This window comes from Porphyromonas gingivalis ATCC 33277, assembly GCF_000010505.1.
GTDB classification, from domain to species: Bacteria; Bacteroidota; Bacteroidia; order Bacteroidales; family Porphyromonadaceae; genus Porphyromonas; species Porphyromonas gingivalis.
On record NC_010729.1, the window covers coordinates 444820 to 470857 of the forward strand.

Consider the following 26038-nt stretch of genomic DNA (forward strand, 5'->3'; position numbering starts at 1 on the left):
TAAATTTTAATAATCCAACATATAATAATGACAAACAAGAACCACAGAAACAGCAAATGGACGGTAGCTTTAGCCCTACTGTTTCTCTCTATGTTGCCCATCGGGGCATCTGCTCAGATTATCAAGGATGTAGTCGTTTGGAAAACCTCTCTTCAGGATAGCGACACGCCTGAGAAAACATTGGTGTTTACGGCCACGATCAAACCCGGATGGCACCTTTATGACCAAAATCTGCCCGAGGATGGCCCTACATCCACAGAATTCCTGTTCGATAAAATGACGGGAGCCAAACTTGTCGGTAAGGCTATTCCTGACAAAGCTCCTGTCAACCGATACGACAAGCAGTTCGAAATGGATCTGAGATGGTACGAGAAGACTGTCTCTTTCCGTCAGAAAATTCAGGTGACGGACCCTGCCAAATTCTCTATCAAAGGTGGTGTTCGCTTCATGGCTTGTAATGATGAAAACTGTCTGCCCCCCGAAACGAGCGACTTCTCTTTCGATGCTTCGATGATCAAGAGCAAGGCTGCAGCTCCTGATACCGAAGCTGAAGCAGCTGAAGCGGTTGCTGCCGAGACCGCAGCGGATACTACATCGCAGACCGATGCTGCCGAAGCTCTTTCGTCCAAGGCTGACTTGTGGACACCGGTTGTTAGCGAGTTGCGTGCATACGGTGATGATACGCTCAAGCAGGCGGAGAGTGCTCCGTGGAAGATTTTCCTCTACGGTTTCCTCTACGGTTTTGTTGCATTGCTTACTCCTTGCGTATGGCCTATGATCCCGATGACGGTGAGCTTCTTCCTTAAGCGTAATAAGGACAAGAAGAAAGCCGTGAGAGATGCCTTTACCTACGGAGCTTCCATCATCGTTATCTACGTAGTGCTCGGCTTGCTCATTACGGGTATTTTCGGTGTCAATTCTCTGAACAGTTTGGCTACGAATGCGGTCTTCAACATCATATTCTTCCTGCTGTTGGTAGTCTTCGCTATCTCTTTCTTCGGAGCATTCGAGCTGGTGTTGCCGTCATCTTGGACTAACAAGCTGGACAGCAAGGCGGACTCTACGACCGGTTTGCTCAGTATTTTCTTTATGGCCTTTACGCTGGCTTTGGTGTCCTTCTCTTGTACCGGTCCTATTATCGGTACGCTCTTGGTACAGGCTGCTACAGCCGGCTCCAAACTGGCTCCGGCCATGGGCATGCTTGGCTTTGCCACTTCATTGGCTTTGCCCTTTACTCTTTTTGCGGTCTTCCCCAGCTGGTTGCAGGGTATGCCTAAGAGCGGAGGATGGTTGAATATGGTGAAGGTGGTACTCGGCTTCCTCGAATTGGCTCTTGCTCTCAAGTTCCTCTCCGTGGCAGACTTGGCATATGGCTGGCATATCCTCGATCGTGAGACTTTCCTCGCTCTCTGGATTGTCATTTTCGCTCTGCTCGGTTGCTATCTCTTGGGATGGATCCGTTTCAGCCATGATAGCGAATGGCCACATCTCTCTGTGCCGCGCTTTATGATGGCTACTGTCTCTTTGGCTTTTGCTGTATATATGATCCCCGGTTTGTGGGGGGCTCCGCTCAAGGCTGTAAGTGCTTTTGCTCCGCCGCTCCACACGCAGGATTTCAATCTCTATAGTGGCGAAGTTCATGCTCACTTTACGGATTATGAGGCCGGTATGGCTTTTGCTCGTCAGGAGAACAAACCTGTCCTCCTCGACTTCTCAGGTCACGGTTGCGTGAACTGTAGAAAGATGGAGAATGCCGTTTGGATCGATCCTACAGTAAAGAGCATGCTGGAAAAGGACTATGTACTCATTACCCTGATGGTGGATGAAAAGAAGCCTCTGGCCGAACCTCTGACCATCGTTTTCGATGGTAAAGAGAAGACTCTCCGCACTGTGGGCGACAAGTGGAGTTACCTCCAGAGCCATAAGTTCGGAGCCAATGCACAGCCTTTCTATGTGGCAATTGATCATGAGGGCAAGCCCCTGAGTGCATCCTACTCATATAATGAAGATGTGCCTCTGTACGTGGACTTCCTGAAAGGTGGTTTGCAAGAATTCAAAAAACGCAAAAACAAGTAATCGTTTTTCATCAGGCGATGCATACACGCGCTGAGAAATTGGAGGCTTTCGGCCGTCTGCTGGATGTCCTGGATACCTTGCGAGAGCAGTGTCCATGGGATCGGAAACAGACGAACGAAAGCCTCCGAACAAATACAATAGAAGAGGTCTATGAACTGAGCGAAGCTCTCTTGGGCGAGTGTCCGGACGACATTCGCAAGGAGCTTGGCGATGTCCTGCTGCACGTAGCTTTCTATGCCAAGATAGGAGAGGAAAAAGGCCAGTTCGATATTGCTTCGGTCTGCCATGCTCTCTGCGACAAGCTGATCTATCGGCATCCTCATATCTATGGCAATGTACAGGTGGAGAATGCTGCCGAAGTGGTACGCAACTGGGAGCAACTCAAACTCCGCGAAAAGGATGGGAACAAGTCCGTCCTCTCCGGCGTGCCGAAGTCTCTCCCTGCTTTGGTGAAGAGCTATCGGATGCAAGAGAAAGCCGCAGGTGTAGGTTTCGACTGGGAGCAACGGGAGCAGGTATGGCCGAAGGTTGAAGAAGAGCTGAACGAAGTCCGAGGGGCTATTGTCAGTGAAGATCCCGATGCCATGGAAGCAGAGTTCGGCGACTTGCTCTTCGCCGTGGTGAATGCCGCTCGTCTCTACGGTATCAATCCGGATAATGCTCTCGAACGTACCAATAGAAAATTCGACAGCCGTTTCTCCTATGTGGAGCAGCGTGCCAAACAGCAGGGCAAAGCTCTCCGAGATATGACTCTTTCGGAGATGGATGCGCTGTGGAATGAGGCAAAACAGAAAGGATTCTAACCTCGTTCCAAGCGGAAAAAGCTATCTTTGTAAGCACGATTTAGCATTATTACTATAATGAACGAAGACATTAAAAAGAATACCTCGGCATCGGAATATTCGGCCAGCAATATCCAAGTATTGGAAGGTCTGGAAGCTGTCCGCAAGCGACCGGCCATGTATATAGGTGACATCAGCGAAAAGGGATTGCACCATTTGGTCTATGAGGTTGTAGACAACTCGATAGACGAAGCTTTGGCCGGATACTGTGACAATGTAGAGGTAATCATAGAAGAAGATAACTCCATTACGGTTCGTGACAATGGCCGCGGTATTCCGGTGGACTATCACGAAAAAGAAGGTAAGAGTGCTCTCGAAGTGGTTTTGACCGTATTGCATGCCGGAGGTAAGTTTGACAAGGGTTCATACAAAGTCTCGGGCGGTTTGCATGGAGTGGGCGTTTCTTGTGTGAATGCACTTTCCACATATTTGCGTGCAGAGGTGTATCGTAATGGGAAGATCCATATGCAGGAGTTCAGCTGTGGCAAGCCCTTGCATGATGTGGAGGTGATAGGCTCCACGGAGCGTACGGGGACGACTATTCAGTTCAAACCGGATAGCTCTATCTTCTCTGTTACGGAGTACCAATACTCCATACTGGCCAAGCGTCTCCGCGAACTTTCTTATCTGAATGCGGGGATTACACTTACGCTGACGGATAAACGAACGCTCAAGGAAGACGGCAGTGGCTATAAGCAAGATGTATTCCGTTCGGAAGAAGGATTGAAGGAGTTTGTCCGTCATCTTGACCGTATGAAAGAACCGCTGGTGGACAACGTTATCCATATCGTCACCGAGAAGCAGGGCATTCCCGTGGAGGTAGCCATGACATATAATACTTCCTATCTGGAGAATGTATATAGCTACGTCAATGACATCAATACGATCGAGGGCGGTACGCATTTGGCCGGATTCCGTCGTGGACTTACTCGAACTTTGAAGAAATATGCCACAGACTCCAAACTCCTGGATAAGGTGAAGGTGGAGATCACCGGCGACGACTTCCGCGAGGGATTGACTGCCGTGATCAGCATCAAAGTGGCCGAACCTCAGTTCGAAGGACAAACCAAGACCAAGCTCGGTAACAATGAAGTGACCGGTGCTGTCGATATGGCTGTAAGCGAAGCACTCGAATACTATCTGGAGGAGCATCCGAAAGAAGCCAAACTGATCGTGGACAAAGTCGTTTTGGCAGCAACCGCTCGTCAGGCAGCCCGTAAGGCCCGCGAAATGGTGCAGCGCAAATCGCCCTTGTCCGGTGGAGGATTGCCGGGTAAGCTTGCCGACTGCTCATCCAAAGACCCGGAGCAGTGCGAACTCTTCCTTGTCGAGGGTGATTCGGCCGGCGGAACGGCCAAGCAGGGGCGCGACCGCGAGTTTCAGGCTATCCTGCCACTGAGGGGAAAGATCCTCAATGTGGAGAAAGCCATGCAACACAAGGTATTCGAAAGCGAAGAAATCCGCAACATATATACCGCTTTGGGTGTGACGATCGGAACGGAAGAGGACAGCAAAGCCCTTAACCTTTCCAAACTTCGCTATCATAAGGTGGTGATCATGACCGATGCCGATGTGGACGGTAGCCATATCGCTACGCTTATCCTTACGTTCTTCTTCAGGAATATGCGTACGCTCATAGAAAACGGTTATGTCTTCATCGCTACTCCTCCTCTCTACCTTTGCAAGAAGGGGAAAGAGCAAGAGTATTGTTGGACAGAGCAGCAGCGTCAAGCGTTTGTCGATCGTTATGCCGATGGTAATGAAAGCCGTGTGCATGTACAGCGTTACAAGGGTCTTGGTGAGATGAACGAGGAGCAGCTTTGGGAGACGACGATGGATCCGGAGAAGAGGACGCTTCGTAAGGTGACGATCGAGAATGCTGCTGAGGCAGACGCCATATTCTCCATGCTCATGGGAGACGAGGTAGGTCCGCGCAGGGAGTTTATAGAAGAAAATGCTACTTATGCAAGAATAGATGCTTAGTCCTAAGAACTATCAGTATTATCCTGCGGCGCTCCGACAGCTCTATGAAGAGCTTGACGGTGCGCCGCAAGCTTTTGAGGGAGGGGAGTCTCCCTCTCGACCTGTTATTGGTTTGACAGCGAATTATAATACCTCGGGCTCGTGTATTGCCAGAGCCTATACCGAGTCTGTAATACGTGCGGGAGGTTTACCCTTACTTATCCCTTTGACTACGGATATAGAGGTCATACGTCATTATGCCACGCTCATCGATGGGCTGGTTCTTTCCGGTGGGGACGATTTACTCCCGTCCTATTTGGGAGAAGACCCCATCCCCACACTGGGCGAAGTCAATCCCGAGCGAGATCGGGGCGAACTGCTATTGGTGGCAGAAGCCTCTCGCCGCAATGTGCCGATCCTCGGTATTTGCCGGGGGCATCAACTCCTTGCGACAGCTTTCGGCGGAGGAATGTATCAGGATATATATGCCCAGTCGGAAAATCCGGTAGGGCATAATCCGAAAATCCCCATATCGTTTGCGGCACACCAAGTCCGTTTACAGGGCAATTCCGTCTTGGCACGAATACTTGGCCTAAGCGATGGCGAGCTGCTGGGTGTCAATAGCCTGCATCATCAGGCAGTCAGCAGAGTGCCGAAACCTTTCCGCGTGACAGCCCTTTCTTCCGATGGCGTTATCGAGGCTATGGAAGCCTATCCGGAGAAACCTATCCTGTCGGTACAATGGCATCCGGAGCAAATGGCCTATGCCGGTGACACCCGTCAGCAGAAATTGTTCGAGCATTTGGTCGCCGAGGCTTCTCTCTTTGCCCAAGCCAAAGCGGTACACCGCTCCGTAATTGTGCTGGATTCGCATGTGGACACGCCCATGCACTTCTGTCCGGAATTTGATTTTACGAAAAGAGGAAATACACTGGTCGATGCTCCGAAGATGCGAGAGGGGCTTGTCGATGCGTGTGTAATGGTAGCATATCTGCCGCAAGGTGAGCGAGACGATGCTTCTCTGAAGCAGGCCACGGACTATGCCACAGGTAAGCTGGAAGCTATTCGCTCCCAAGTGCTCTCGCATCCCGAAAGCCTGATGCAGGCGACTAATCCGGAGGAGGTACGAGAGGCCAAACGTCGTGGCTTGTGTGCCATTATTCCCGGTATAGAAAACGGTTATGCCATAGGTAAAGAGTTGGCTAATATCGAGCGGTTCCGTGACATGGGAGTCTGCTATATTACGCTCTGCCATAATGGCGATAATGATATATGCGACTCTGCGCGTAAGACCAAGCATGAGCATAACGGCCTGAGTGACTTTGGTCGGGAGGTCGTTCGGGAAATGAATCGCTTGGGGGTTATGGTGGATATATCGCATGCGGCTGTTTCCACTGTTCGTGATGTCTTGCAAATCAGTAGTGCCCCTGTTGTAGCCAGTCATTCATCGTCCCGCGCTCTGTGTAATCATACACGAAATCTGACCGACGAAGACGCCCTTGCCATAGCCCGTAGTGGGGGAGTGGTGCAGGTTTGTCTCTATGCCGGATTTATCTCCGAGCAGGAGGAAGAGGCCTCCGTACAGCATGCGGCAGACCATATCGAACACTTTGTCAGGTTGTTGGGCATCGAACATGTAGGTGTCGGTTCCGATTTTGATGGAGATGGCGAACTGGTAGGTTGCCGAGGAGCCAATGACCTGATCAATCTGACTGTGGAGCTTCTACGTCGTGGCTATACTCAGGATCAGCTCGGATTGCTCTGGGGCGAGAATTTCCTTCGGGTGATGCAGAATGTGCAGCAGAAAGCAAAGTGTCAGTAGAAACAGGTTTTCAAGGCGTTTCGGTTGCCAAAGATTCGATTTTGGTGGACAATTATTTGCAAATGTGAAAATAACCTCTATCTTTGCGTCGTGGTTTTTTCATAATAGTATTAGATTTTAAGGTTAACAAGAAGATCGAAGGCTGTCGGGAGACATTCTTTAGATTGCGAGATCCCGGCCTGTGCAATAAGCACAGGCCGGGTTTTTGTTTTGTACCCTTCCGGCGTGGTCAGCGAAGAAGTCGAGAATGTCGATTAATTCTTACAAGCTGAGACTGTTGCAGGGGATTTTCATTGAGCTCTTTTGCTGCAGAGCAGATTCTTAGTGTCTTCGGGAAAGGTCAAACCTTCGGTATATGGGCACCGAGCAAATAGAAATTTCCCCAAGTTTCCATTAGAGAAGTACTCCTTTCCTCGTCAAATAGGCGAGAAATAAGAAACGATTGTCAGCCGTTTCTTGCTTCCAGCACGATGCAGGACGCGATTGTCAACTGATTCTTGCTTCCTGCACGATGCAGGACGCGATTGTCAACTGATTCTTGCTTCCTGCACGATGCAGGACGCGATTGTCAGCTGATTCTTGCTTCCTGCACGATGCAGGACGCGATTGTCAACTGATTCTTGCTTCCTGCATCGTGCAGGACGCGATTGTCAGCTGATTCTGCTCCCATCAATGCGCTAACTATCAGCTATTTGCAACTATTTTATAGGACTTTCATTGAAGTCTTTTGCCGCAGAGCTGATTCTTAAGTGTTTTTCAGATTACTTGAGGTTTGCAGAGAGATCGCATGAAGCTCTCCTTTCTTCGTCAAATCAATGCTTGTGTCTGTCTTGATCGATATGAGAGGGGGGAGGGTTATTGTGCAACGGTCTCAAGCTGTAAAACCGGCAGCTGTGTATAGAAACAGTCTTTCGGTGATATGGCAATCGAACTTCCTAACTGCCCAAATTTTACCGGACAGCAATAACTGATTATATGGGGTTAGTCCATCGGGCGGACTTTCTCTTCGACAAAGGCGATTTCGCTTTCGTTTAAGCCGTATTTGCGGTAGAGTTGGCGATCGATTTCCGCCACCGGCTGTGTCCAATCGATGTCCGATTCTGCCGTGAAGTCTTGCAGGGGGACTAATCGCCAAGTTTCTTTGGGGTTATCTTGCGTTGCCTTGAGGATACCCAGCATCGTGCGAGCAAACTTCGTCTTCACATAGCGCAGACAAGCCTCTGCCTCGTCTCGGGTGTCGAATGCCCCAATACTAATGAAGGTATCAGTATAACCCATAATCGGCGTGCCAATAATTGGTGTGCTGAGTACTTCACCGATTGCCCCCGAGCCATTTGTCTTGGGGATAATCACCTTGTACTTGGCAAAGTTCTCTGGATGGGTGATGTAACTACGCTTACACCACTTATAGCATCTTTGCTTATTGGCTCGTCCATAGATACATGCCATCTTCTCTTCCCTTCCTTGAGGGTATTCATCAAAGAAAACCTCAGGAAACACATCAAAGATATTGGCACCAAAGCTGTACTTGTGCCCTGCACTTTGTCTTCCGTTCAAATCGGGATGCTCTTGGTAGAGTTCGTCTGTAATACGATAGAGCTCTCGAGGTGCAACAAGGTTTGAAAATGGTAGGGGATTGGTTTGCTCTACTTTATACAGAATATGATGAAGCTCATCAAAGGCCGAAAACATCCCAATCGGCCCAAGAATCATTTTCTTGTTCCAGTATGAGGTTGCGATTCCTCCTTTTACATCTACAGTAGGGAAGACCTCCGCACTATTAGGCCAATAATCGACTACTCTATAATGCTTGTCCGAAAGCATCTTTTCATTCCATTCTTTGGGCGTTTTACCTGCGTTGAAAAGAAAACGAGCAGGGTGAATAAGTGTACCCTGTGGAGCAAGTACCATTGCGAGGTCAAAGAATTTGTGGTAGATGGGGTCTGAGCCATTACCCTTGCCTTGATTCATCACTTGGTACGGTGGGTTGCCTATAATAGCGTCTATCTTCATATTTTCGTCGTTGTTGATTTTCCAGAACCTTTTGCCCGAACGTAGCATATTGACCACGCTGTCGGGCTGGTTGGTAATGTTTTCTATCAGATCGGGATAATACTCTGTATGAGTCACTACATCACGGAAACCCCGTAGCGTACGCATCGTGATATAGCGGGCCATAGGAGTTTTGCAGACCACGAAAATGTTTTCTTCGAGCGTCCTGTCCCACAGTTGTAAAGCAAAGGCACGTGTTACGTCGCCATACTTCTCTCGAGCTTCCTCTACCCTTGTACGATAAATGTTATAGGCAGCATAAAGCGGATAGAGACCGCTCTTAGAGTTGATCTCCAAAATGATGCTTTTGGGGTGGAATACCTCATTCGTTATACCCTGATGCTCGATGTAGCGAGGCAATGCAATGGGAGTAGAGAAGTCTTCGCTCATAAAGCAGTAGCCACCTATGCTGTCCCCGAGATGCATGTTCACCACACGCCAAGGAGTCAGTACTGTTTCTTTGTCGGGGTTGCGGAAAGTAGAGAAGATAGAAGCAATACGCCCTATACGCTCCTCGATGGTGAACTTATCCGCCATACGAGCCATCTCACGGATGCGCTTCCCCGCCTCACGAAATATGTCGGGGTCGTAGTAACGCTTGAAGCGACGAAAGACCGCCTTGGTAACACCACGAGGCATAAATTCCTGCCAAGACTGCTCATCGACGAGATTGGCAAAGTTGTCAATGGTCAGCTCCTTATCCTCATCCTTCATTTCAGCCCCATAGAGCATCAGAGGCATGCGGATGGATATGCCTCGGAGGATAGAAACAGCCTCTCGGCGTTGGTCGCCTTTGGCTTTCAGTTCGTCCAGTCGTTTTTTCTCTTCGGGTGTTAGGCCTTTCTTTTTCCTCTTCTCCAGTCGCTCTTTCTCCTCGTATTGCTCATGGGTGAGACCTTGGTGATTGATATCTATGTCACCGGACTTTGCCATCGCCTTGGTTTTGCCAATGATACCTTTGAGTTCGTCGAAGTCGTGCAGCTCTACCTCGGTAAGTTTGAGTAGCTCGTCATTATAGAGTGCCCCATTCTCAAAGCCATCCTGCACCACTTTTTCTATTTGAGCGCGCTTGAGCTGTCCGAGCATCGTATTGACATCGTAAGGCTTCATCCGGCTGCCTTCTATAGAGATGATGGGACAGAAGTTGAGAAAATCCCCCAACAGCTTGCGATCACTCTCGCTCTGTTTGCCTGCTTTGTATGATACCTTGGCAGCCTCGGCAAGGACACGGAGGGTGCGGTCGGGAGCAAAGTCGAAGGCATAACACTCTGTCTTCATGTACCCATTGTGGGTATAAGGCGTTTGTACGCGGAAGATAGTTTGCATATAGCCGGATGCGGAGGTGCTATATGAACCGGCCATCATGAAGACGCCGGTCCAAGGCTTAATGCTTACACCGGTAGTCAGTCGTCCGCATGAGAGGGTGATTGTATAAGTCTCATCCGGGTCTTTGCCGATGGCTTGATTGACTAACTCAAGGGCATCTCTGCTTTCCTCCTCCTCATCATCTCCGTCCCCGGCCACATTGGCCACCTTAAAGAGACCGAAGATAGGGTGTTTGCTAAGTTTCTTGCTCAGGGCCTTGGCAGCTCGTACCCCCGGCAGAATCCAGAGTGTGTGTCGAAATATTTGGCGAAAATGTTCGTTGGAGTACGGATATAGAGCCTCTTCGTCTTCTCGGCAGAGTAAAGACAAGAAACGGTCTATGTCACCCTCGTGAACGAAAGAACCATCCTCCCGAGTACGGAAAAACTCTCGGAAGTTGAAAGCCTTCTCCTCATCGCTATATTCACTCATGAGACGACCAAGGTCATAGGTATAGATATGTATGGCCGGGAGCGAAGCATAGGGGTTAGTGTCGCCGAGATGATTGATTTCCCAATCGATTTTGGCTTGTTGTTCCATGACATAGTCCCAAGTAAAGACTTCCTCCTCTTTGTGCTGATCGAAGAGGTTATAAGGTGTTCCCGATAGATGTAATGCCTTTGTATCCTTACTCATCAACTGACCTAATACGGCTTTCCCCAGCTCGGTCTGTGTCCCTTCGTGTGCCTCGTCCACAATCACTAAATCCCATGAAGTAGAGAAGACTTCGTTGTTTTTGTCAAACTTACCTCCTACGTCCTTCGAACCACGCATATCTTGCATAGAGGCAAAATAGACACACTTTTTCCCTTGGGAAGCAAGCTTTTCGAGAGAAGCGAAGCTCTCACCTTTGCTGCGAGAGCCATAGTGCCATTCAGGACGGTCGTAGAAGGTTTTACCAAAGTCCTCAAACCAGCTGGCATCTACCACTGGGCGATGCGTGATGATAATCGTACGTACAGCTTCCATCTCTTTGGCAACACGCAGGGCACAGAGCGTTTTGCCAAAACGCATCTTGGCATTCCACAGCATCTTATTCCCTTTGCGGAACTGCTTGAGCGTGCGCTCGATGGCTTCTTTCTGCTCAGGACGCAGAATAATGGGGTTGTCAGATAGCGTCACTTCGCTTGCCCCCAAGCTATCCTTGCCCTCCTTGATGGCCGAGATGGCACGCTTGACGGTTGCTAAGTCGCAAGAATACCACTCGGTAGCTCCTGCAAAAGACTTGCGTTTGACGCCTGAACGCTCCAGTACGCTATGCACTTGCTTGTCGTTGAATGAGCAGACACGTCCACCTGAGAAATAAATGGTTAGCTCGGTATATAGCAATTCGTAACCGATACCTGCAGTTTTGGTATACTGGTCGATACGAGCTTTGGCTGCTTTGTTGAGCACCTCACTATTCGGTTCGGTGGAAGCCGAACCCACATCATCGTTAAGGGTGGTTTCTCCTATTTTGAGGCTACCCTCGTGCCGGGCATCTGCAATAGCAAACACATATATAAGGCGGGGTTTGAGAGAAGATTCAAAGGTCGCCATAGTGAGAGATTATATATTATTCTTTATCAGATCAACGAATCGAATTTTGCGATTATTCTCTCCCGTCTTGGGGTCTTTACAGCCCCAGTCTCGAATGAGGCAGTACGTGCCGTTATGCTTTTTGATGCTTTCGTTTTGGCAGCCGGGGCAGAGTATCAGCTCCTCCATAGACTCAAAGAGGTCGTCCGGGAGGACGGACACACCATGTGTGCAACTATTAGGGACGACTCCCTTGAGCCCATCCATCTGCCAGACATTCCAAGAGATAATATAGGCAATATACTCAATGGATTTGTCGAGGGGACGCTTACCGAACTTCTCCTCATAATACTCGATAAAGGTGATTAGTAGTGCCTCACGAGCAAGGAGCAGGTTATCGCCTTGCCATTCATAAGCATAGATGTTTTTATATGCCTTTTGAGCCATCTTGAGCCATTCGCCGGTGCTTGAAGTATTCTCTGAGATGATGCGAAGCTTTCTGTCGAGCATACCGATACGTTGAGGAATAGGGATAAACTCCCCCGTAGTAGTGTCATACCTGCTCACAAGATAAGGAGCTTCGCCACAAGTAATTTCCATACGCGTGGAGCATACATAGTCTTTCCATGTCTTACCTTCGGGGAAGGTAATAGGTTCGGTAGTTGCAATCCAAGTCTTTGTCTCGGGTTGCTCAATATTAAACACATCCTTACGACCAAACCAAGCCTCATCGATCAGATTATTCTGAGCGTTGCAAACCCAAGAGGGGGTGAATACTTCTGCTTTATCTTTGGTGCGGTTGGCTTGTTCTTCCTTGGACTTCAGCACTCTGGGCTGTATTACAGTGTCATGCTCCCCTGTAATGCTGTCAGTCGTAATTGGTGCATCGTATTTGTACGCATCTCCCAGTGTAGTATAGTCATCTGTAGCCCAAAAGATATTCCTCTGAGTCGTATGGTCAAAGAGGAGTCTTTGCAGAAGTCCTTCGGACTGACGCAGTAGTTCATTCTCACTAATGTCGACCCCCATCTTCATATCGCTCACGAGTAACCTCTTTGCATTTGACAAGCAGTGGTTGTCAAATTACTGTATACCATATAGAATTGCCATTTTGGGCACAGATTAGAAATAGGCACAACAAATCTGCCCCTACTCTTAGCCACCGGTTGGGACATCACCAGAAAAAGGGCCTCGGTCTTTATCGTTTTATCTAAACTCATTACATAAGCAAAGGTACTAAGTTAGGGGCATACTAACGAAGGAAAATGGATATTTCTTTACCGAGTAGATCAAAGTGCAACAGATGAGATAAACAGCAGAGATTTCGGGGCATCGGGGTTGGGCTTTTTTGCTACATTTGCAGAGCGATAGGCAGCTCTCAAAAGAATACCGGAGTATATCGGAGAAGGCTTGTCGGACGAAGATAATTGCATGAATAACAGATATATGGCAATAGATATGCATACGGATTTCTCTTTTAGCAACAATCCATTGAGACGATTCATTGGGACTGATATAAGCGTCTCTCATCGCAGTATTCGGATGAAGAGCTGATACGCCTATGATGATATAGAGAGGTGTAGCTCTGCTGTAAGTCTCCGAACATATACGACACCCGCCCGATTTCTTCTTGAATCGGGCGGGTGTCGCTGTTTTATCACCTTACGAAAGGGCTTTTTGAGGGCTGCGATTTATATACAAAACGTTTTCGATTTATATATTTATTGAAATCGTTTTATATATAAATTGAAAATGATTTATATACAGTTCGAAAACGTTTTATATATCAATCGTGATTCGATCTTTTGAATAGTGGATTTTCGCTTCACGAAGTCTAATTTTTCATCTTCCCGATTTCAAAATCCGTTTCCTTTCGGACGCTTATTTGGAATGATTCTAAATTCTTCTTCGTTGTTGAAAATTTTTTTGGCACGTATTTTAGAGGGGTCTTATGATATGAAGAGAGGGCAATAAGTTGTTCAAAGGAAAGATACGCCTCGCATGTTTTTACACCCGTATGAAGCGATGCACTCTTGAGATTTACGGAGGACCGTAACGATTTAGACGAAACTCCGGAGCAGGATAAATGCTTTATCTTTGGGCATGGTTCAGAAAAAACGCAAGAAAACGACCTACAGCAGATCCGCCTCCCACAGAAAAAAGAGGAATCGCACACGCAGAAGAGCTGTGATCCTTTGGATCACGGCACTACTCCTTATACCGATGGCTCTTGTTTCGCTGGGAGCTTACCTGCTACTGTCTCCTGCCGGCAATGCCCGGGAAAATACCTATATATATATCCGACCGACTACGACACTGACCGATGTAGAGCGACAGCTCCAGCAGAATACCCGACTGCGGAGGCCTTCGTTTTTCCATCTGGCAGCGCGATATTATAAATTAGAGGAAAAGCTCCGCCCGGGTCGCTATGGAATAGCTCCACGAATGAATACCAAGCAGATACTGGAGACTTTGGCACACGGAAAACAGTCGGCTGTACGCTTCCACCTCCGCCACGTCCGCACACAGGAGGATCTGATCGGAAGGATGACGGGCAAACTGATGATGAAGCCGGAAGAGCTTTCTTCCCTGTTGGCCGACTCCGCTTTCTGCGATTCGCTGGGATTCGATCCACACTCCATCCGCAGCCTTTTTCTGCCCGAAACATACGAAGTGGATTGGGACATTAGGCCAAAGGACTTGGTTCTGAGGCTGAAGAGATACTACGACCGCTATTGGACAGCAGAGCGACGGAGTCTGGCCGACTCATTGGGGCTGACGCCGATCCAAGTATCCATTATCGCATCCATCGTGGAGGAGGAGTCGGGAAAATCCGATGAATACCCGCAGATAGCCGGTCTCTATATCCGTCGCTTGCGTGAGGGGATGCTCTTGCAGGCCGATCCGACGGTGAAGTTTGCGATGGGAGACTTTTCCATCCGTAGGATCCTGAATGTCCATTTGCAGACGGATTCCCCGTACAACACTTATAAAAACGAAGGACTGCCTCCGGGCCCGATCCGGCTACCGCATACCGCGACCATGGACAGCGTGCTCCGAGCGGATCGGCATGGCTACCTGTATATGTGTGCCAAGGAGGACTTCTCCGGCCGTCACCGTTTTGCCCACACCTATGCCGAACACCAACGCAATGCGGCTCTCTATCGCAAAGCACTCAATGAAAGGGGGATCAAATGACCGAAGAAACGGAAAAGCCCCTCATGGACGGCAGTTGGGATGAGAGGACGGAGCTGCTCATAGGCACGGAAGCAGCCGACAAGCTCCGGCACTCGCATATACTGATCGTCGGCACCGGCGGAGTAGGCGGCTATGCAGCAGAGATGCTCTGCCGTGCAGGAGTGGGCAGACTGACTTTGGTGGATGCCGATGTAGTGAATCCGTCCAATATCAACAGGCAGATCATAGCCCTGCACAGTACCGTCGGCCGGTCTAAAGTAGAGGTGTTGGCCGATCGTCTGCAGGATATCAATCCACGGGTAAAGGTCTATCCGGTTGCCGCTTTTCTAAAAGATGAGGCTATGGAGGAGCTGCTGGATGCAGCCAAATACGACTTTGTGGTCGATGCCATCGATTCGCTCAGTCCGAAAGTATTCCTCATCGCCCTAAGCAAGCGGCGAGGCCTGCCGGTAATCAGTTCGATGGGAGCAGGAGCCAAACGCGATGCCTCGCTTATCGATGTGGCGGACATAGCCCGATCGTACAACTGCACGTTGGCACGTGCTGTCCGTAAGCGACTCCGCAAGCTGGGAATATCACGCGGCGTGCCGGTCGTATTCAGCAGCGAGTTGCCGGACGAAAGCTCTGTAATGGAGATCGAAGGAGAACGCTGCAAACGCTCCACAGCCGGTACCATATCCTATATGCCGGCTATTTTCGGTTGCAGGATAGCCGCTTATGTAATAGAAAAACTGACCGAACAATGATTATAGAAGCTCGCAACATTCGCAAGAGTTTCGGCTCTCTGGAAGTACTGAAAGGGGTAGATATTGCCATCGACCGTGGGGAGATAGTCTCCATCGTCGGCACAAGCGGTGCCGGAAAGACCACGCTGCTGCAAATTCTGGGTACGCTCGATCGGGCGGACAGCGGAGAATTGCGTATCGACGGCACCGATATAATGGGCATGAACAATCGGAAGCAAGCCGAATTTCGCAATAGACGGCTGGGATTCATCTTCCAATTTCACCGATTGCTACCCGAATTTACAGCTCTGGAAAACGTGATGATACCGGCTCTGATAGCCGGAAAGAGCCGAAAAGAGGCTTCTTGCGAAGCTGAACGGCTGCTTTCCGATCTGAACCTCAGCGACAGAGCTTCGCATAAGCCATCGGAACTCTCCGGCGGTGAGAAGCAGCGGATAGCCGTGGCACGTGCTCTGGTGAACCATCCGGCCATCATCCTTGCCGACGAACCGAGCGGCAGTCTGGACTCAGCGCACAAAGAAGAGCTGCACGCTCTCTTCTTCCGTCTGTGCCGAGAGATGGGACAGACCTTCCTGATAGTCACCCACGATGAGAAATTGGCAGCCGGCACCGACCGCATCCTCCACATGCGCGACGGGCTACTCTTCTCGGAATAACCCAACCGCCAAACAGCCCCGATACACAGATGAAAGACTCCTTCCACTTCGGCAAATCGGAAAGCATTATCAGCATCTTGCTCCTGCTGATGGTCATCGTCGGGCTATTCATCTTCAAAGCAAGGCCGGCCAGTGGCAATGCACCTGTGGCCGAAGCTGTTCAAACGTCGGCTGATGAACCGGGTAGAAAAGAAGAAAAGAAGAATTACGTCAGGCCTTATTCATCCTCGGAACAATCGCGCAAGAAAAGCCGCGACAGCATCGTGACCGATGCGGACTACGTGGGGCCTCCTGTCAGAGAAGCCTATGCCCGATCGGCCGATAAATTTCCTCGCGGTACGGTGATCGACCTGAATGCAGCCGATTCGGCTACCCTTACTCGCATACCCGGGATAGGGCCTACATTCGCTCGCCGCATCGTATCCTACCGCCGACAGCTTGGCGGCTACTATACCGTGCTACAGCTACAGGAGGTTTACGGCATGGACTACGAACGCTTTTGCGCTCTGAGACCATGGTTCAAAATAGGAATCAAGCCGGATCGTATCGATTTAAAAGGAGTCGTAGGAGATAGTATCCTTCGGCATCCTTATATTAACTATAAACAACGGGCCGAGATCAAACGGCTGCTACGCAGCAGCCAATGGCAGGGTAGCTGGGTACAACTACTGAAGCTACCGACCTTCACAAAAGAAGACAGTATAAGACTTTCACCCTATTTCGATATACACTGAAATGATATGATCATCAAGATTTACCCCGACAATCCCAACAGACGAGAATTGGAACGTGCCGTATCGGCTCTTCGCGACGGCAAAGTGATCATCTATCCCACCGAAGTTGGGTATGCCTACGGATGCGATGCCCTTCAGAATCGGAGCGTGGAGCGGATATGCGAGCTGAAAGGTGTGGATCCTCGGCGCAAAAACCTCTCGATCATGTGTTCGGACATGAGCATGGCAGCCGAATACTGCCGTATAGACAACGAGGCATTCCGCTATATGAAGGACAACCACATGCAGAAATATACCTTCGTCCTACCGGCCGGAAGTTCGCTGCCTAAGGTTTTCAAGAATCGAAAGCAGGTAGGTATCCGCCTGGCTCTTCATCCACTGACCCGTCTTCTTGCCGAATCGCTCGGCAGTCCTTTGCTGACCGGCTCGCTCCCCCTCGATCCTGAAACGCCCGAATACGCTTCGGATCCCGAACTGATCGAAGAGCGCTATGGTCTTACGGTAGAAATGGTACTCGACGGAGGAATCATCCCGTTCGAACAGACCACGGTGGTCGACTGCACGGTCTCGCCCTACACCATCCTGCGCGAAGGCGGAAGCAAGCCTTAGGGAAGCAGCTATCTCCTTTCTTTTTGCTCCAAAAGAAACAGTGGTGGTGGTAAAAGCTGATGGAGAACCGGCTGGAGCCATCAATTTTTTTCCCTCAAATACACCTAAAAAGAGACCTTTGCACGCCAATTGCCGTGCAAAGGTCTCATTATACAGAACAAACTGAACCACAGACCCGGAAAGAAACTCGGATTCGGCACTCCGTTCGAGTGCTTCTTACAGAATTCACCATAGTGTTGCACTTATTGCTGGAATCTGCACCCTGGTCGTCCGAAGAACAAAAGTCGCTCTTATAAGAAAGATTACTATCTTTGCACCGAGCGTAAAGTTGCTCAAACGACTTAAAGAAAGAGTAGAGAGTTCCGGAGACATTCCATATATATGGGTATCTTCCGGGCTTCTTTTTTCTCTTTGGACGAGAATGGCTGTCAGGTGCAGCCCGAAAAAAAGTTTTTTTCAACCAACGTTACATACAAGACAGTATGGCATACAATTATATTACACAGGAAGGGTACGATAAGATTCTGGCCGAATTGGCCGAACTTGAAAGCGTACAGCGACCCGAGATTTCTCGGCAGATAGCAGAAGCACGCGACAAAGGAGACCTGTCCGAAAATGCCGAGTACGATGCGGCAAAGGAAGCCCAGGGAATCCTCGAAACGAAGATTGCTCAGCTAAAGGGGCTGATCGCCAATGCTCGTATCATTGACGAATCGCAAGTAAGTACCGAAAGCGTTCAGATCCTGAACAAGGTGACGATCAAGAACGTAAAGACAGGCGTCGTGATGGCCTATACCCTCGTTTCCGATTCGGAAGCCAACCTCAAAGAGAACAAAATCTCTGTCAATACGCCCATCGCACAGGGACTGATGGGTAAAAAAATCGGAGATTTGGTTTCGATCAAAGTGCCGAGTGGATTGGTAGAATTTGAGATTATAGACATTACCTTATAAAAAAGAGTTCGTTCAATGACTATTTTCAGCCGTATCATCGCAGGTGAAATTCCTTGCCACAAGATTGCCGAAAGCGATAAATTCTTCGCTTTCCTCGACATCAATCCCCTTGCCCTCGGGCATACTTTGGTCGTACCCAAACAAGAAGTGGACTACATCTTCGACATGAACGATGCTGATCTGGGTGAGATGACCATCTTCGCCAAGCAGGTAGCTGCAGCCATCAAGCGTGCATTCCCCTGCCGGAAAGTGGGGATGACAGTGATAGGCCTCGAAGTACCTCATGCACACATCCACCTCGTACCCATGCAATCCGAAGCCGATATGCACTTCGGCCGTCAAAAGCTAACGCCCTCGCAGGAAGAGTTGGTGGCGGCCGCAGAGAAAATCCGTGCTGTATTCTGATCGACGATCCGCGGAACAAAAAAAGAATGCCCTGCAAGAGAACTGTTACTCTCGCAGGGTATTCTCTTTATAGAATGGAACAGTAATGGCTATGAAAGGAAGATTTTACCTCGAATTTCCTAACTTTCCTATTTCCGCTTAGATCGAACTGACGTTAAACTTTCTATTCCTGCGTTTTTTGCCTGCCTCTTCGAGGGTCTTTTTCTTGATTGCTTCATCAAAAAGCTTGGAGAAATCATCTATGATGCAAAAAACATCAACTATATTTGTCTTCATAAAGTAGCGTTTTGTTTGTTCGTATCTTATTGATTATCAACTGCTAAGATACAAATAATTCGCTACTTTTTCAAGCATAATGCCCACGTTCTTTGGGCGTTTACCACTAATCAGAACACAAATTCATTGGTGTTTTCTTACGTCGAACTGACGTTAAAAAGAGACCATTGCGCAATAACCCTCCTACCCCCTCATATTGATCAAGACAGACACAAGCATTGATTTGACGAAGAAAGGAGTGCTTCATGCAGTCTCTGCAAACCTCAAGTATATACCTCTGATGGAAGCTTGGGGAAATTTCTGTTTGCTTGGTGTCCATATACTTGAGGTTTGACCTTTCCTGAAAACACAAAGAATCAGCCCTGCAGCAAAAGAATTCAAGGAAAATCCCGTGCAACAGTCTCAAAAAAGAGAAGCTGCCTCTTTCGGAACTGTTCCGGGAGGCAGCCTCTTGTGGATTCATTTCAATTTCAATAGCAAATGGTTCTCTGGTTTTTCAGAAGATCTTGAGCTTTCCGTCCACAAAAGTCGTGCAAATCGAATAAACCGCCAAAGGAAAAAATATGTTGTTCAGCAAGTTCACCCGTATCCACATGTCGAAAGCGGTAGCAGAAAGGTTAAGAGGACTCTTCCGTTATAGCCTGAAACTAACCCCTACCATGACAAAGGGAGTAGCCCAGCCGGCTGATACTTCTGAGAACAATGCAAAATCGCGCTGAACAAAGAAGCGCGCTCCGAGATGAATACCGTAGACAAAGCCGGTATCATTGCCGAAATAGCCTCCCAGAGTCTGACCTAAATAGCCATCGACAGCAGAAGCCAGCTGATAGTGAAAGTCCAATTTAGTGGCTAAAATGATGGCAGAGAAATTGTGTTCCGTGCCGTAATAGCCAAGGCGACCTCCTACAGTAATGGCGCCTTTGCCTCTGGCAAGACCGCTGATGATACCGGTTTCGAGGTCTACGGTGGGCATAAATGCAGCCGATCCGTGATGAGAACCGATACCCATACCGACGTTGAGCGAAACGTCGCCCTTGCGGATAGCACTCTGAGCATTCATTGAGAATATGCCGGCCAAGATGATAGCCAGACTAAAAATTACTTTTTTCATGTTGTTTTCGTTTTTTGACGTTTGATTGTCTCTTCTAATTTTTTGATTTGTTTATCCTGATTTCTGATTGTAGTCAGCAAGGCTTTCAGTTCTTCATTTTCTATCGTAGAAGGGTAGCGGGCTTCTACGCGAAGCAGGAAGTCGCTGAGCACATTCATATAGTTGTTGAAAGCATCGTAAGGCGTTTCGTACGGGCTGAAGTTGCCGGCGTCTCCGCCACGGGTTTTCATATAGTAGAAGTGGTCGGCACTCTGTAGGTAGAGCCAGTCCTGTAGCATACGCTGATCGTCGATCATACGTACACGTTCGCCCCATTGTTCGAGTTTGTCGCATGCTCCTTGTTGCAGCACATTGCCCAGCCACGTACCGGTATCTTTTTCTTCTCCTACCCAGCTTATGGGGTAGATGGAGGAGAACTTGGCTACGGGGCTGTAGGACTCTATCAACTCCGATGGCGTAGCGAACTTGACTCCTTCGCTCTTTTTCGCCAAAGAAGGGAGTGCACGAAAGAAATCGAAAATACCCGACTCCTGCGGATGGAGCGATCCCAAGACTTCGTAGTTCATGAAGAGATTGAATATCTGCTCCTCTTCGGGAGTCTCTTCGATCCAACGGATCATCTTGTCTGCCGTCAGGGGATATTCGTTCCAGTCGTAGCGGGTGAACATGGCACTGATAGCATCGCTCAGCCTCGGATTGCGGAGCAAGAGGGACAACTCCGGAACGGATCCGGCTTTGTACAGATAGTTCGGACTCTTCCATCCGAGTATGTGTTTGGCTCCTTCCGTGAGCATCCCTTGAAAACCCATTTCGGCCACTTGGGTGGCAATGTTGTCGGAGAAGATCAACTCTGTATTGCGCAGCACTCGGGGTTTTAGACCGAACAGCTCTTCCATCCGACGACTATGGATCATCGTCTGATTGTAAAATTCTTCGGGATCATAGAGCGACGAGAGGGAATGAGCGTAGGTTTCGGCCAGAAACTCTACACAGCCCGTTTCGGCCAAATCTCTGAAGGTGTCCAAGGCCTCCGGCGAATAGGACTCCAGCTGTTCCAAAGCAGTACCGGAAATAGAAAATGCTACTCGAAACTCGGGATGTTCGGCAATGATTTCCTTCAAAAGCAGATTGGCCGGCAGATAGCACTTCTGTGTGATCCGTCGCATGATTTCTTCATTGCGAAAGTCGTCGTAGTAGTAATGGTCGTTCCCGATGTCGAAAAAACGGTATCGTTTCAGACGAAACGGCTGATGTATTTGGAAGTATAAGCAGATATGTTTCATCGTCCTGTTACTTTATTATATATGTCACGTACCTTTTGTCCTGCAGTCTCCCACTTGATGTTGTTCACCTCTCGGAGACCCTCGTCCCGCAAGAAAGTATGCAGCTCCGGATAAGCTATAAGCGCATGCATGGCATCTGCCATGGCATCGATGTCCCAATAGTCCACTTTGATGGCGTAGTCCAGAATCTCGGCACATCCGCTCTGTTTGGAAATAATGGAGGGGACTCCGCATTGCATGGCTTCGAGTGGAGAGATGCCGAATGGCTCGGATACGGATGGCATCACATAGACATCGCTTGCCTTAAATACCTCGTACACCTGTTCGCCTTTCATAAATCCTGTGAAGTGGAAGCGGTCGGCTATCTTGTGTCGGGCAGCCAGCCTGATCATGGCGTCCATCATGTCGCCGTTTCCGGCCATTACGAAGCGTACGTCGGATGTGCGTTCGAGCACTTTGGCCGCTGCTTCGACGAAGTATTCCGGGCCTTTCTGCATCGTGATTCGTCCGAGGAAGGTAATTACTTTGTCTTTCACGCCGCGTTTGTCGGGCAAAGCCAGAATAGAGGCAGGCAGAGGCTCTACCGCATTGTGCACCGTGGTCACCTTGTCGGGATGCTGTCCGTACTTTTCAATGACGGTCCGTCTGGTCAGATTACTGACCGTGATGATATGATCCGCATGGTTCATACCGTCTTTCTCGATGGCAAAAACTTGGGGATTCACATTACCCCTGCTGCGGTCGAAGTCCGTAGCGTGTACATGAACTACGAGCGGCTTCCCTGTAACCGTTTTGGCATGTATGCCGGCCGGATAGGTGAGCCAGTCGTGGGAGTGGATCACGTCGCACGGTATGGTACGCGCTATCACGCCTGCTACGATGGAGTAATTATTGATCTCTTCCAGCAGATTGTCCGGATAGCGTCCGGAAAATTCGATACAGCCGAGGGCATCCGTCTTCTTGTAGCTAAAATCGGCATAAATGTTGCTGCGCAGATCCTCGTATGTCCGGAGATCCATTCGGTTGCCCAAGAGTTGGTTCACCGTTTCGGTGGGGACATTTTTGTACACTATGGGAGTGCAGTTGGTGCCTATGAGCCGGAGGAAACTCTTGTCCTCGTCTCCCCACGGTTTGGGGATGACGAAAGTAATATCCATGTCGGGCTGCATGGCCATCCCTCTGGTAAGGCCATAGCTGGCTGTCCCCAATCCGCCGAGGATATGTGGGGGGAACTCCCAACCGAACATCAACGCTTTCATCCTTTCCATTTTGTATAATTGTACATATGACGTACACTCAGGTGCATATCGGATTCTGTCCTGTTCAGTAGCTCTTTGGCTCTCAATATCTCTCCTACGCTCATGGCAAAAGAGATAGCTCCGCGCCCCATGAAAGGCGGATTGCCGTCGAACAACTCCGAGATGGTGCCGATGCCGTGCATCTGTAGTTCCTCTTCCATGCCGATAAGCATCCTTTCGAGAAAGGTCACTCCGCTATTCCCGTATAAACGCAGATAGGCTTCGGTGTATTGTCCGAGTAGCCAAGGCCATACCGAACCATTGTAGTAGGCCAGTTCCCGTTCTTCTTGTTTGCCACGGCAGTAAGGCCGGTAGCCTTCGCTCTTGGGGCTTAGGCTTCGAAGCCCTTTCGGCGTCAGCAGTTCTCTTGTGATGATCTCGAGTACTTGCAGTTGCCGATCGCGTTGTAGTGGGGAGTAGGGGAGGGATATGGCGAAGAGCATGTTCGGGCGTACGCTCCAGTCCTGAGCTTTGCCGTCCCGAACGTAATCGAAGAGATAGTTGTAGCAATTCAGAAATGTATCGGGGAAGGATCTTTCGATCCGGCTGATGATTTCGTCGATCTCCGGTTTTTCCCCATTGAGTTCTCGTTCGAAGCAGAGGGCATTGTACCAGAGAGCATTCAATTCGACGAGATAGCCCTCACGGGGGATGACGGCTTTGCCGTTCAGTTTGGCATCCATCCAACTTAACGGGAAGCCTGTGCCCAAGACGTAGAGAAGCCCGTTTTCACGAATTTGTGCCGTCGGGTGCTGGGCGGACAGATAATAAGATACCACTTCGCTGACGAAGGAGCCGAATCTCTTGGCTGCTTCCAGACCGTTGCGGCGTGCATACTGCTGGATGGCCCAAATAGCCCAAATCCCAACGTCCGGCTCATGCAGCCCGTGTATGGTGTCGTCATCTTCATGCAGTCGCATGTAGCGTTCCATCGCCGGAATGACGGTATTGACGATGCGTTCGAATCGCTCCGGGGCTTCTACACACAGGGTACAGCCGGGTAGTGCCACGAACAGATCGCGAGCTCGAACGTCGAACCACGGATAGCCGGCCAGAAGGTAGCCATCGTCGGGGGTAGGGCGGTAGTAGAGCTGGTGAGCTGCATTCCTCAGGCAGCTGAAAAAATCTTCGCGTGGGATGCGCTCTCGTACTTCCTTGACAAATGTCGTTCGGAGGGTATTCGGATTGGCCTCTTCAAGACCGGCAGCAAAGTAGATGGATTCTCCTTTTTTTATGGGAATCTCGAATGTGCCGGGCATGTAAAGATCCTCCGTACACTCGTATCCACGCTCTTTTTCCTTGGGGTATTCGAAGTCTTTGTACCAATATCCCTCCTCGCGGTATTCGGGTTCTTTGCTGAACTGCATGAAGAGATGGGGATAACCCTTGTAGAGGCTGATCCCTATGCCGTTTCGGGCCGGGATATGTCCACGTTCGATCTGCCCGTTTTCGTGGGTGAGGGCTGCCACGCTCCTGAAAGCAAGCAGGGGACGAAAGCGCAGTAGCGTATCGCTATGTGCTTCCATCAGTGTGTACTTGAATATGGCACGATTGATGTAGTGGCAGAATACCTGTTCGCGCTTGAGTACCACTCCTCCCACGCGAAAGATGGTGGCCGGTATTATATCCACATTGTATTCGCGGATATATTTATGACCGTTCGGACTGATGACTCCGCCTTTGTAGTGATGAACCGCTACGTTGAACTCCGCTCCATGCTGGATAATGGTCAGATCCAGAGACGACAGCAGTACGCGATTCTGATCCCCCAGCTCGGGAATGGGAACGACCAACAGACCATGATATTTACGGGTATTGCAGCCTACTATCGTAGAGCTGGAATAAGCCCCTTTTCGATTGGTGCGGATGTATTCGCGCTGAAGCGATTCATCCAGATTCGCCATGAGCGTTTTGTCGAATTTGAGGTAACTCATCGTCGTTTTGTTGGCTTCCTCTACGGAGTGTTGTTTATGCTAATATAGCAATTATTCCACATATCTGCCACTTATTTTAATGTGTTTTTCCGATCTCAATCTCGAGAGCCGTATGCGGATTCCCACAGATTAAAGATGATAAACAACTGAAAAACAGATAGCCTGTGGGTAGACGATTTTCCCGGACAAACGCTGCACGAGAGTGTGGAATGTGTCAATCTCGGATTCGTTTGGTTTATGCGCCAAAATTTTCCTGTTTATAACGCCAAAAAACATGGTGCGAGAACTTTTTCGTTTTGGCGTGGGAAGTAAAAAAATTACGAGCCAAAACGAAAAAAATCTCGCGCCGCTTTGTTCGGCATACACGCACCGGAATCGGAGCGTTTGTGGTACGTGTTTCGGAAGAGGTGGTTTGCGGATATTCCTCAAAGAGGCGGTGGTGAAGGAGTAATCCCCAAGGGGCAAATCCGCTTTACTCCGGTCGTTTTATCCTTCGACGGCGAAGTGCTGTTCGAGTTCGGATAGGGTCTGTTCGTTTGTTTGGAGGTCTTTGATGATCTCGCCTTTTTGCAGTACTACGATGCGGCTGCTGACTTCGGTCACGTGGTTGAGGTCGTGGCTGGAGATAAGCATGGTAGTACCGTATTGGGTTGCATGTTCGTTGAGCATTTTCTTCAGCCGTATTTGTGAGGAAGGATCGAGAGCCGTGAACGGTTCGTCGAGGATCAATATATCGGGGCGAGAGAGCATGGCAGCGGCTATGCCTATCTTCTTTTGATTCCCTTTGGAAAAATCCCGAATGAGTTTGTTCTTGCCCAAAACTTCATCGGCAAAGAGGGGCGACATGTATTCGAGAAAACGCTCTATCTCCTGCTTGTCGAGGTGGTGGAGCTTGCCGATGAAATCGAAATACTCCTCCGGACGCAGGAAGCCGATGAGGAAGCTTTCGTCGAGGAAGGCTCCGACACGGCCCTTCCAATCGTCACTACCCGCTACGGGGATGTCGTCGATGGAGATGCTACCGCTATCTGCTTTGATCAGATCGAGGACGAGGCGGAAGAGGGTAGTCTTGCCGGCACCGTTATTGCCTACCAAACCGAAGGTTTCGCCGTGGCTTATGGAGAGATGGGGAATATCCAGTACGGTAACCCCATTGTATTTTTTGCTGAGATCGGTTATTTGTATCATATCTATTGTG

General features: G+C 49.3%; 20 protein-coding genes and 1 pseudogene. 12 read left to right on the forward strand and 9 right to left on the reverse strand.

Features of this window, described 5'->3' with window-relative positions; all coding sequences use genetic code 11:
* Nucleotides 1-27 precede the first annotated feature (27 nt).
* Genes PGN_RS01960 through PGN_RS01975 form a run of 4 tightly spaced genes read left to right on the forward strand, consistent with a single transcriptional unit; the run spans nt 28 to nt 6702 of the window.
* Entirely contained in the window at nt 28-2076 is a 2049-nt protein-coding gene (locus tag PGN_RS01960) for a protein-disulfide reductase DsbD family protein (protein ID WP_004583952.1), read from the forward strand.
* A gap of 17 nt (nt 2077-2093) precedes the next feature.
* Nucleotides 2094-2879, forward strand: a complete 786-nt coding sequence (gene mazG, locus PGN_RS01965) for a nucleoside triphosphate pyrophosphohydrolase (RefSeq protein WP_012457491.1) — start codon at nt 2094-2096, stop codon at nt 2877-2879.
* Between the two features lie 57 nt (nt 2880-2936).
* Nucleotides 2937-4901, forward strand: a complete 1965-nt coding sequence (gene gyrB / locus PGN_RS01970; RefSeq protein ID WP_004583954.1) for a DNA topoisomerase (ATP-hydrolyzing) subunit B — start codon at nt 2937-2939, stop codon at nt 4899-4901.
* Entirely contained in the window at nt 4894-6702 is a 1809-nt protein-coding gene (locus PGN_RS01975; RefSeq protein WP_012457492.1) for a gamma-glutamyl-gamma-aminobutyrate hydrolase family protein, read from the forward strand. Before gyrB ends, PGN_RS01975 begins: the two co-directional genes overlap by 8 nt.
* Before the next feature lie 981 nt (nt 6703-7683).
* On the opposite strand, the gene PGN_RS01980 is transcribed toward PGN_RS01975, so the two are convergent.
* A complete protein-coding gene (locus tag PGN_RS01980; RefSeq protein WP_012457493.1) occupies nt 7684-11658 on the reverse strand; it encodes an Eco57I restriction-modification methylase domain-containing protein in 3975 nt (1324 codons plus the stop codon).
* 9 nt (nt 11659-11667) lie between these two features.
* On the reverse strand, nt 11668-12672 hold the full coding sequence (locus PGN_RS01985) for a hypothetical protein (RefSeq protein WP_021662490.1): 1005 nt from the start codon (nt 12670-12672) through the stop codon (nt 11668-11670).
* A 1068-nt stretch (nt 12673-13740) separates the two neighbouring features.
* Between PGN_RS01985 and mltG the strand changes: the two genes are divergently transcribed.
* The 7 genes from mltG to PGN_RS02025 all read left to right on the forward strand — a co-directional run bounded on the left by mltG (nt 13741) and on the right by PGN_RS02025 (nt 18938).
* Nucleotides 13741-14835, forward strand: coding sequence for an endolytic transglycosylase MltG (gene mltG / locus PGN_RS01995; protein ID WP_010956372.1), 1095 nt, complete (start codon nt 13741-13743; stop codon nt 14833-14835).
* Entirely contained in the window at nt 14832-15581 is a 750-nt protein-coding gene (locus PGN_RS02000; protein ID WP_010956371.1) for a tRNA threonylcarbamoyladenosine dehydratase, read from the forward strand. Before mltG ends, PGN_RS02000 begins: the two co-directional genes overlap by 4 nt.
* A complete protein-coding gene (locus tag PGN_RS02005; protein ID WP_005873487.1) occupies nt 15578-16237 on the forward strand; it encodes an ABC transporter ATP-binding protein in 660 nt (219 codons plus the stop codon). Before PGN_RS02000 ends, PGN_RS02005 begins: the two co-directional genes overlap by 4 nt.
* A 29-nt stretch (nt 16238-16266) precedes the next feature.
* Nucleotides 16267-16971: a ComEA family DNA-binding protein gene (locus PGN_RS02010; protein ID WP_005873483.1), complete on the forward strand. Its 705-nt coding sequence runs from the start codon at nt 16267-16269 to the stop codon at nt 16969-16971.
* 6 nt (nt 16972-16977) lie between these two features.
* On the forward strand, nt 16978-17580 hold the full coding sequence (locus tag PGN_RS02015; RefSeq protein ID WP_012457495.1) for an L-threonylcarbamoyladenylate synthase: 603 nt from the start codon (nt 16978-16980) through the stop codon (nt 17578-17580).
* A 482-nt stretch (nt 17581-18062) separates the two neighbouring features.
* Entirely contained in the window at nt 18063-18533 is a 471-nt protein-coding gene (gene greA / locus PGN_RS02020; protein ID WP_004583965.1) for a transcription elongation factor GreA, read from the forward strand.
* 15 nt (nt 18534-18548) lie between these two features.
* Nucleotides 18549-18938 (forward strand): HIT family protein, encoded by a 390-nt coding sequence (locus PGN_RS02025; RefSeq protein ID WP_012457496.1) that lies wholly within the window; start codon nt 18549-18551, stop codon nt 18936-18938.
* Between the two features lie 147 nt (nt 18939-19085).
* Here the strand turns inward: PGN_RS02025 and PGN_RS11070 are convergent.
* The 6 genes and pseudogenes from PGN_RS11070 to PGN_RS12310 form a co-directional block, all read right to left on the reverse strand.
* Nucleotides 19086-19214, reverse strand: a pseudogene (locus PGN_RS11070) (IS982 family transposase); the annotation flags it as partial.
* 634 nt (nt 19215-19848) lie between these two features.
* Entirely contained in the window at nt 19849-20325 is a 477-nt protein-coding gene (locus PGN_RS02030; RefSeq protein WP_004583970.1) for a hypothetical protein, read from the reverse strand.
* Nucleotides 20322-21608, reverse strand: coding sequence for a glycoside hydrolase family 57 protein (locus tag PGN_RS02035; RefSeq protein WP_012457498.1), 1287 nt, complete (start codon nt 21606-21608; stop codon nt 20322-20324). The genes PGN_RS02030 and PGN_RS02035 overlap by 4 nt, the downstream gene beginning before the upstream one ends.
* Nucleotides 21605-22867 carry a glycosyltransferase gene (locus PGN_RS02040; RefSeq protein ID WP_012457499.1) on the reverse strand — a complete coding sequence of 421 codons (1263 nt, stop codon included), beginning with the start codon at nt 22865-22867 and terminating at the stop codon, nt 21605-21607. The genes PGN_RS02035 and PGN_RS02040 overlap by 4 nt, the downstream gene beginning before the upstream one ends.
* Nucleotides 22864-24840, reverse strand: coding sequence for a glycogen debranching enzyme N-terminal domain-containing protein (locus PGN_RS02045; protein WP_012457500.1), 1977 nt, complete (start codon nt 24838-24840; stop codon nt 22864-22866). The genes PGN_RS02040 and PGN_RS02045 overlap by 4 nt, the downstream gene beginning before the upstream one ends.
* A gap of 235 nt (nt 24841-25075) precedes the next feature.
* Entirely contained in the window at nt 25076-25210 is a 135-nt protein-coding gene (locus PGN_RS12310) for a DUF1661 domain-containing protein (protein ID WP_256824173.1), read from the reverse strand.
* On the opposite strand from PGN_RS12310, the gene PGN_RS11075 reads away from it, so the two are divergent.
* On the forward strand, nt 25179-25283 hold the full coding sequence (locus tag PGN_RS11075) for a hypothetical protein (RefSeq protein ID WP_256824175.1): 105 nt from the start codon (nt 25179-25181) through the stop codon (nt 25281-25283). The genes PGN_RS12310 and PGN_RS11075 overlap by 32 nt on opposite strands.
* A gap of 43 nt (nt 25284-25326) precedes the next feature.
* Here PGN_RS11075 and PGN_RS02050 read toward each other — a convergent pair whose 3' ends face one another.
* On the reverse strand, nt 25327-26028 hold the full coding sequence (locus tag PGN_RS02050; protein WP_012457501.1) for an ABC transporter ATP-binding protein: 702 nt from the start codon (nt 26026-26028) through the stop codon (nt 25327-25329).
* Nucleotides 26029-26038 lie beyond the last annotated feature (10 nt).

What these genes read in the sequence shown, in the direction of transcription:
- PGN_RS01985 (WP_021662490.1), bottom strand. Translation starts at nt 12,672, where the DNA reads ATGAAGATGGGGGTCGACATTAGTGAGAATGAACTACTGCGTCAGTCC.
- PGN_RS02000 (WP_010956371.1), top strand. Translation starts at nt 14,832, where the DNA reads ATGACCGAAGAAACGGAAAAGCCCCTCATGGACGGCAGTTGGGATGAG.
- PGN_RS02050 (WP_012457501.1), bottom strand. Translation starts at nt 26,028, where the DNA reads ATGATACAAATAACCGATCTCAGCAAAAAATACAATGGGGTTACCGTA.
- greA (WP_004583965.1), top strand. Translation starts at nt 18,063, where the DNA reads ATGGCATACAATTATATTACACAGGAAGGGTACGATAAGATTCTGGCC.
- PGN_RS02015 (WP_012457495.1), top strand. Translation starts at nt 16,978, where the DNA reads ATGATCATCAAGATTTACCCCGACAATCCCAACAGACGAGAATTGGAA.
- PGN_RS02045 (WP_012457500.1), bottom strand. Translation starts at nt 24,840, where the DNA reads ATGAGTTACCTCAAATTCGACAAAACGCTCATGGCGAATCTGGATGAA.
- PGN_RS02030 (WP_004583970.1), bottom strand. Translation starts at nt 20,325, where the DNA reads ATGAAAAAAGTAATTTTTAGTCTGGCTATCATCTTGGCCGGCATATTC.
- PGN_RS02040 (WP_012457499.1), bottom strand. Translation starts at nt 22,867, where the DNA reads ATGAAAGCGTTGATGTTCGGTTGGGAGTTCCCCCCACATATCCTCGGC.
- PGN_RS02035 (WP_012457498.1), bottom strand. Translation starts at nt 21,608, where the DNA reads ATGAAACATATCTGCTTATACTTCCAAATACATCAGCCGTTTCGTCTG.
- PGN_RS01975 (WP_012457492.1), top strand. Translation starts at nt 4,894, where the DNA reads ATGCTTAGTCCTAAGAACTATCAGTATTATCCTGCGGCGCTCCGACAG.
- mazG (WP_012457491.1), top strand. Translation starts at nt 2,094, where the DNA reads ATGCATACACGCGCTGAGAAATTGGAGGCTTTCGGCCGTCTGCTGGAT.
- PGN_RS01960 (WP_004583952.1), top strand. Translation starts at nt 28, where the DNA reads ATGACAAACAAGAACCACAGAAACAGCAAATGGACGGTAGCTTTAGCC.
- gyrB (WP_004583954.1), top strand. Translation starts at nt 2,937, where the DNA reads ATGAACGAAGACATTAAAAAGAATACCTCGGCATCGGAATATTCGGCC.
- mltG (WP_010956372.1), top strand. Translation starts at nt 13,741, where the DNA reads ATGGTTCAGAAAAAACGCAAGAAAACGACCTACAGCAGATCCGCCTCC.
- PGN_RS02005 (WP_005873487.1), top strand. Translation starts at nt 15,578, where the DNA reads ATGATTATAGAAGCTCGCAACATTCGCAAGAGTTTCGGCTCTCTGGAA.
- PGN_RS02010 (WP_005873483.1), top strand. Translation starts at nt 16,267, where the DNA reads ATGAAAGACTCCTTCCACTTCGGCAAATCGGAAAGCATTATCAGCATC.
- PGN_RS01980 (WP_012457493.1), bottom strand. Translation starts at nt 11,658, where the DNA reads ATGGCGACCTTTGAATCTTCTCTCAAACCCCGCCTTATATATGTGTTT.
- PGN_RS02025 (WP_012457496.1), top strand. Translation starts at nt 18,549, where the DNA reads ATGACTATTTTCAGCCGTATCATCGCAGGTGAAATTCCTTGCCACAAG.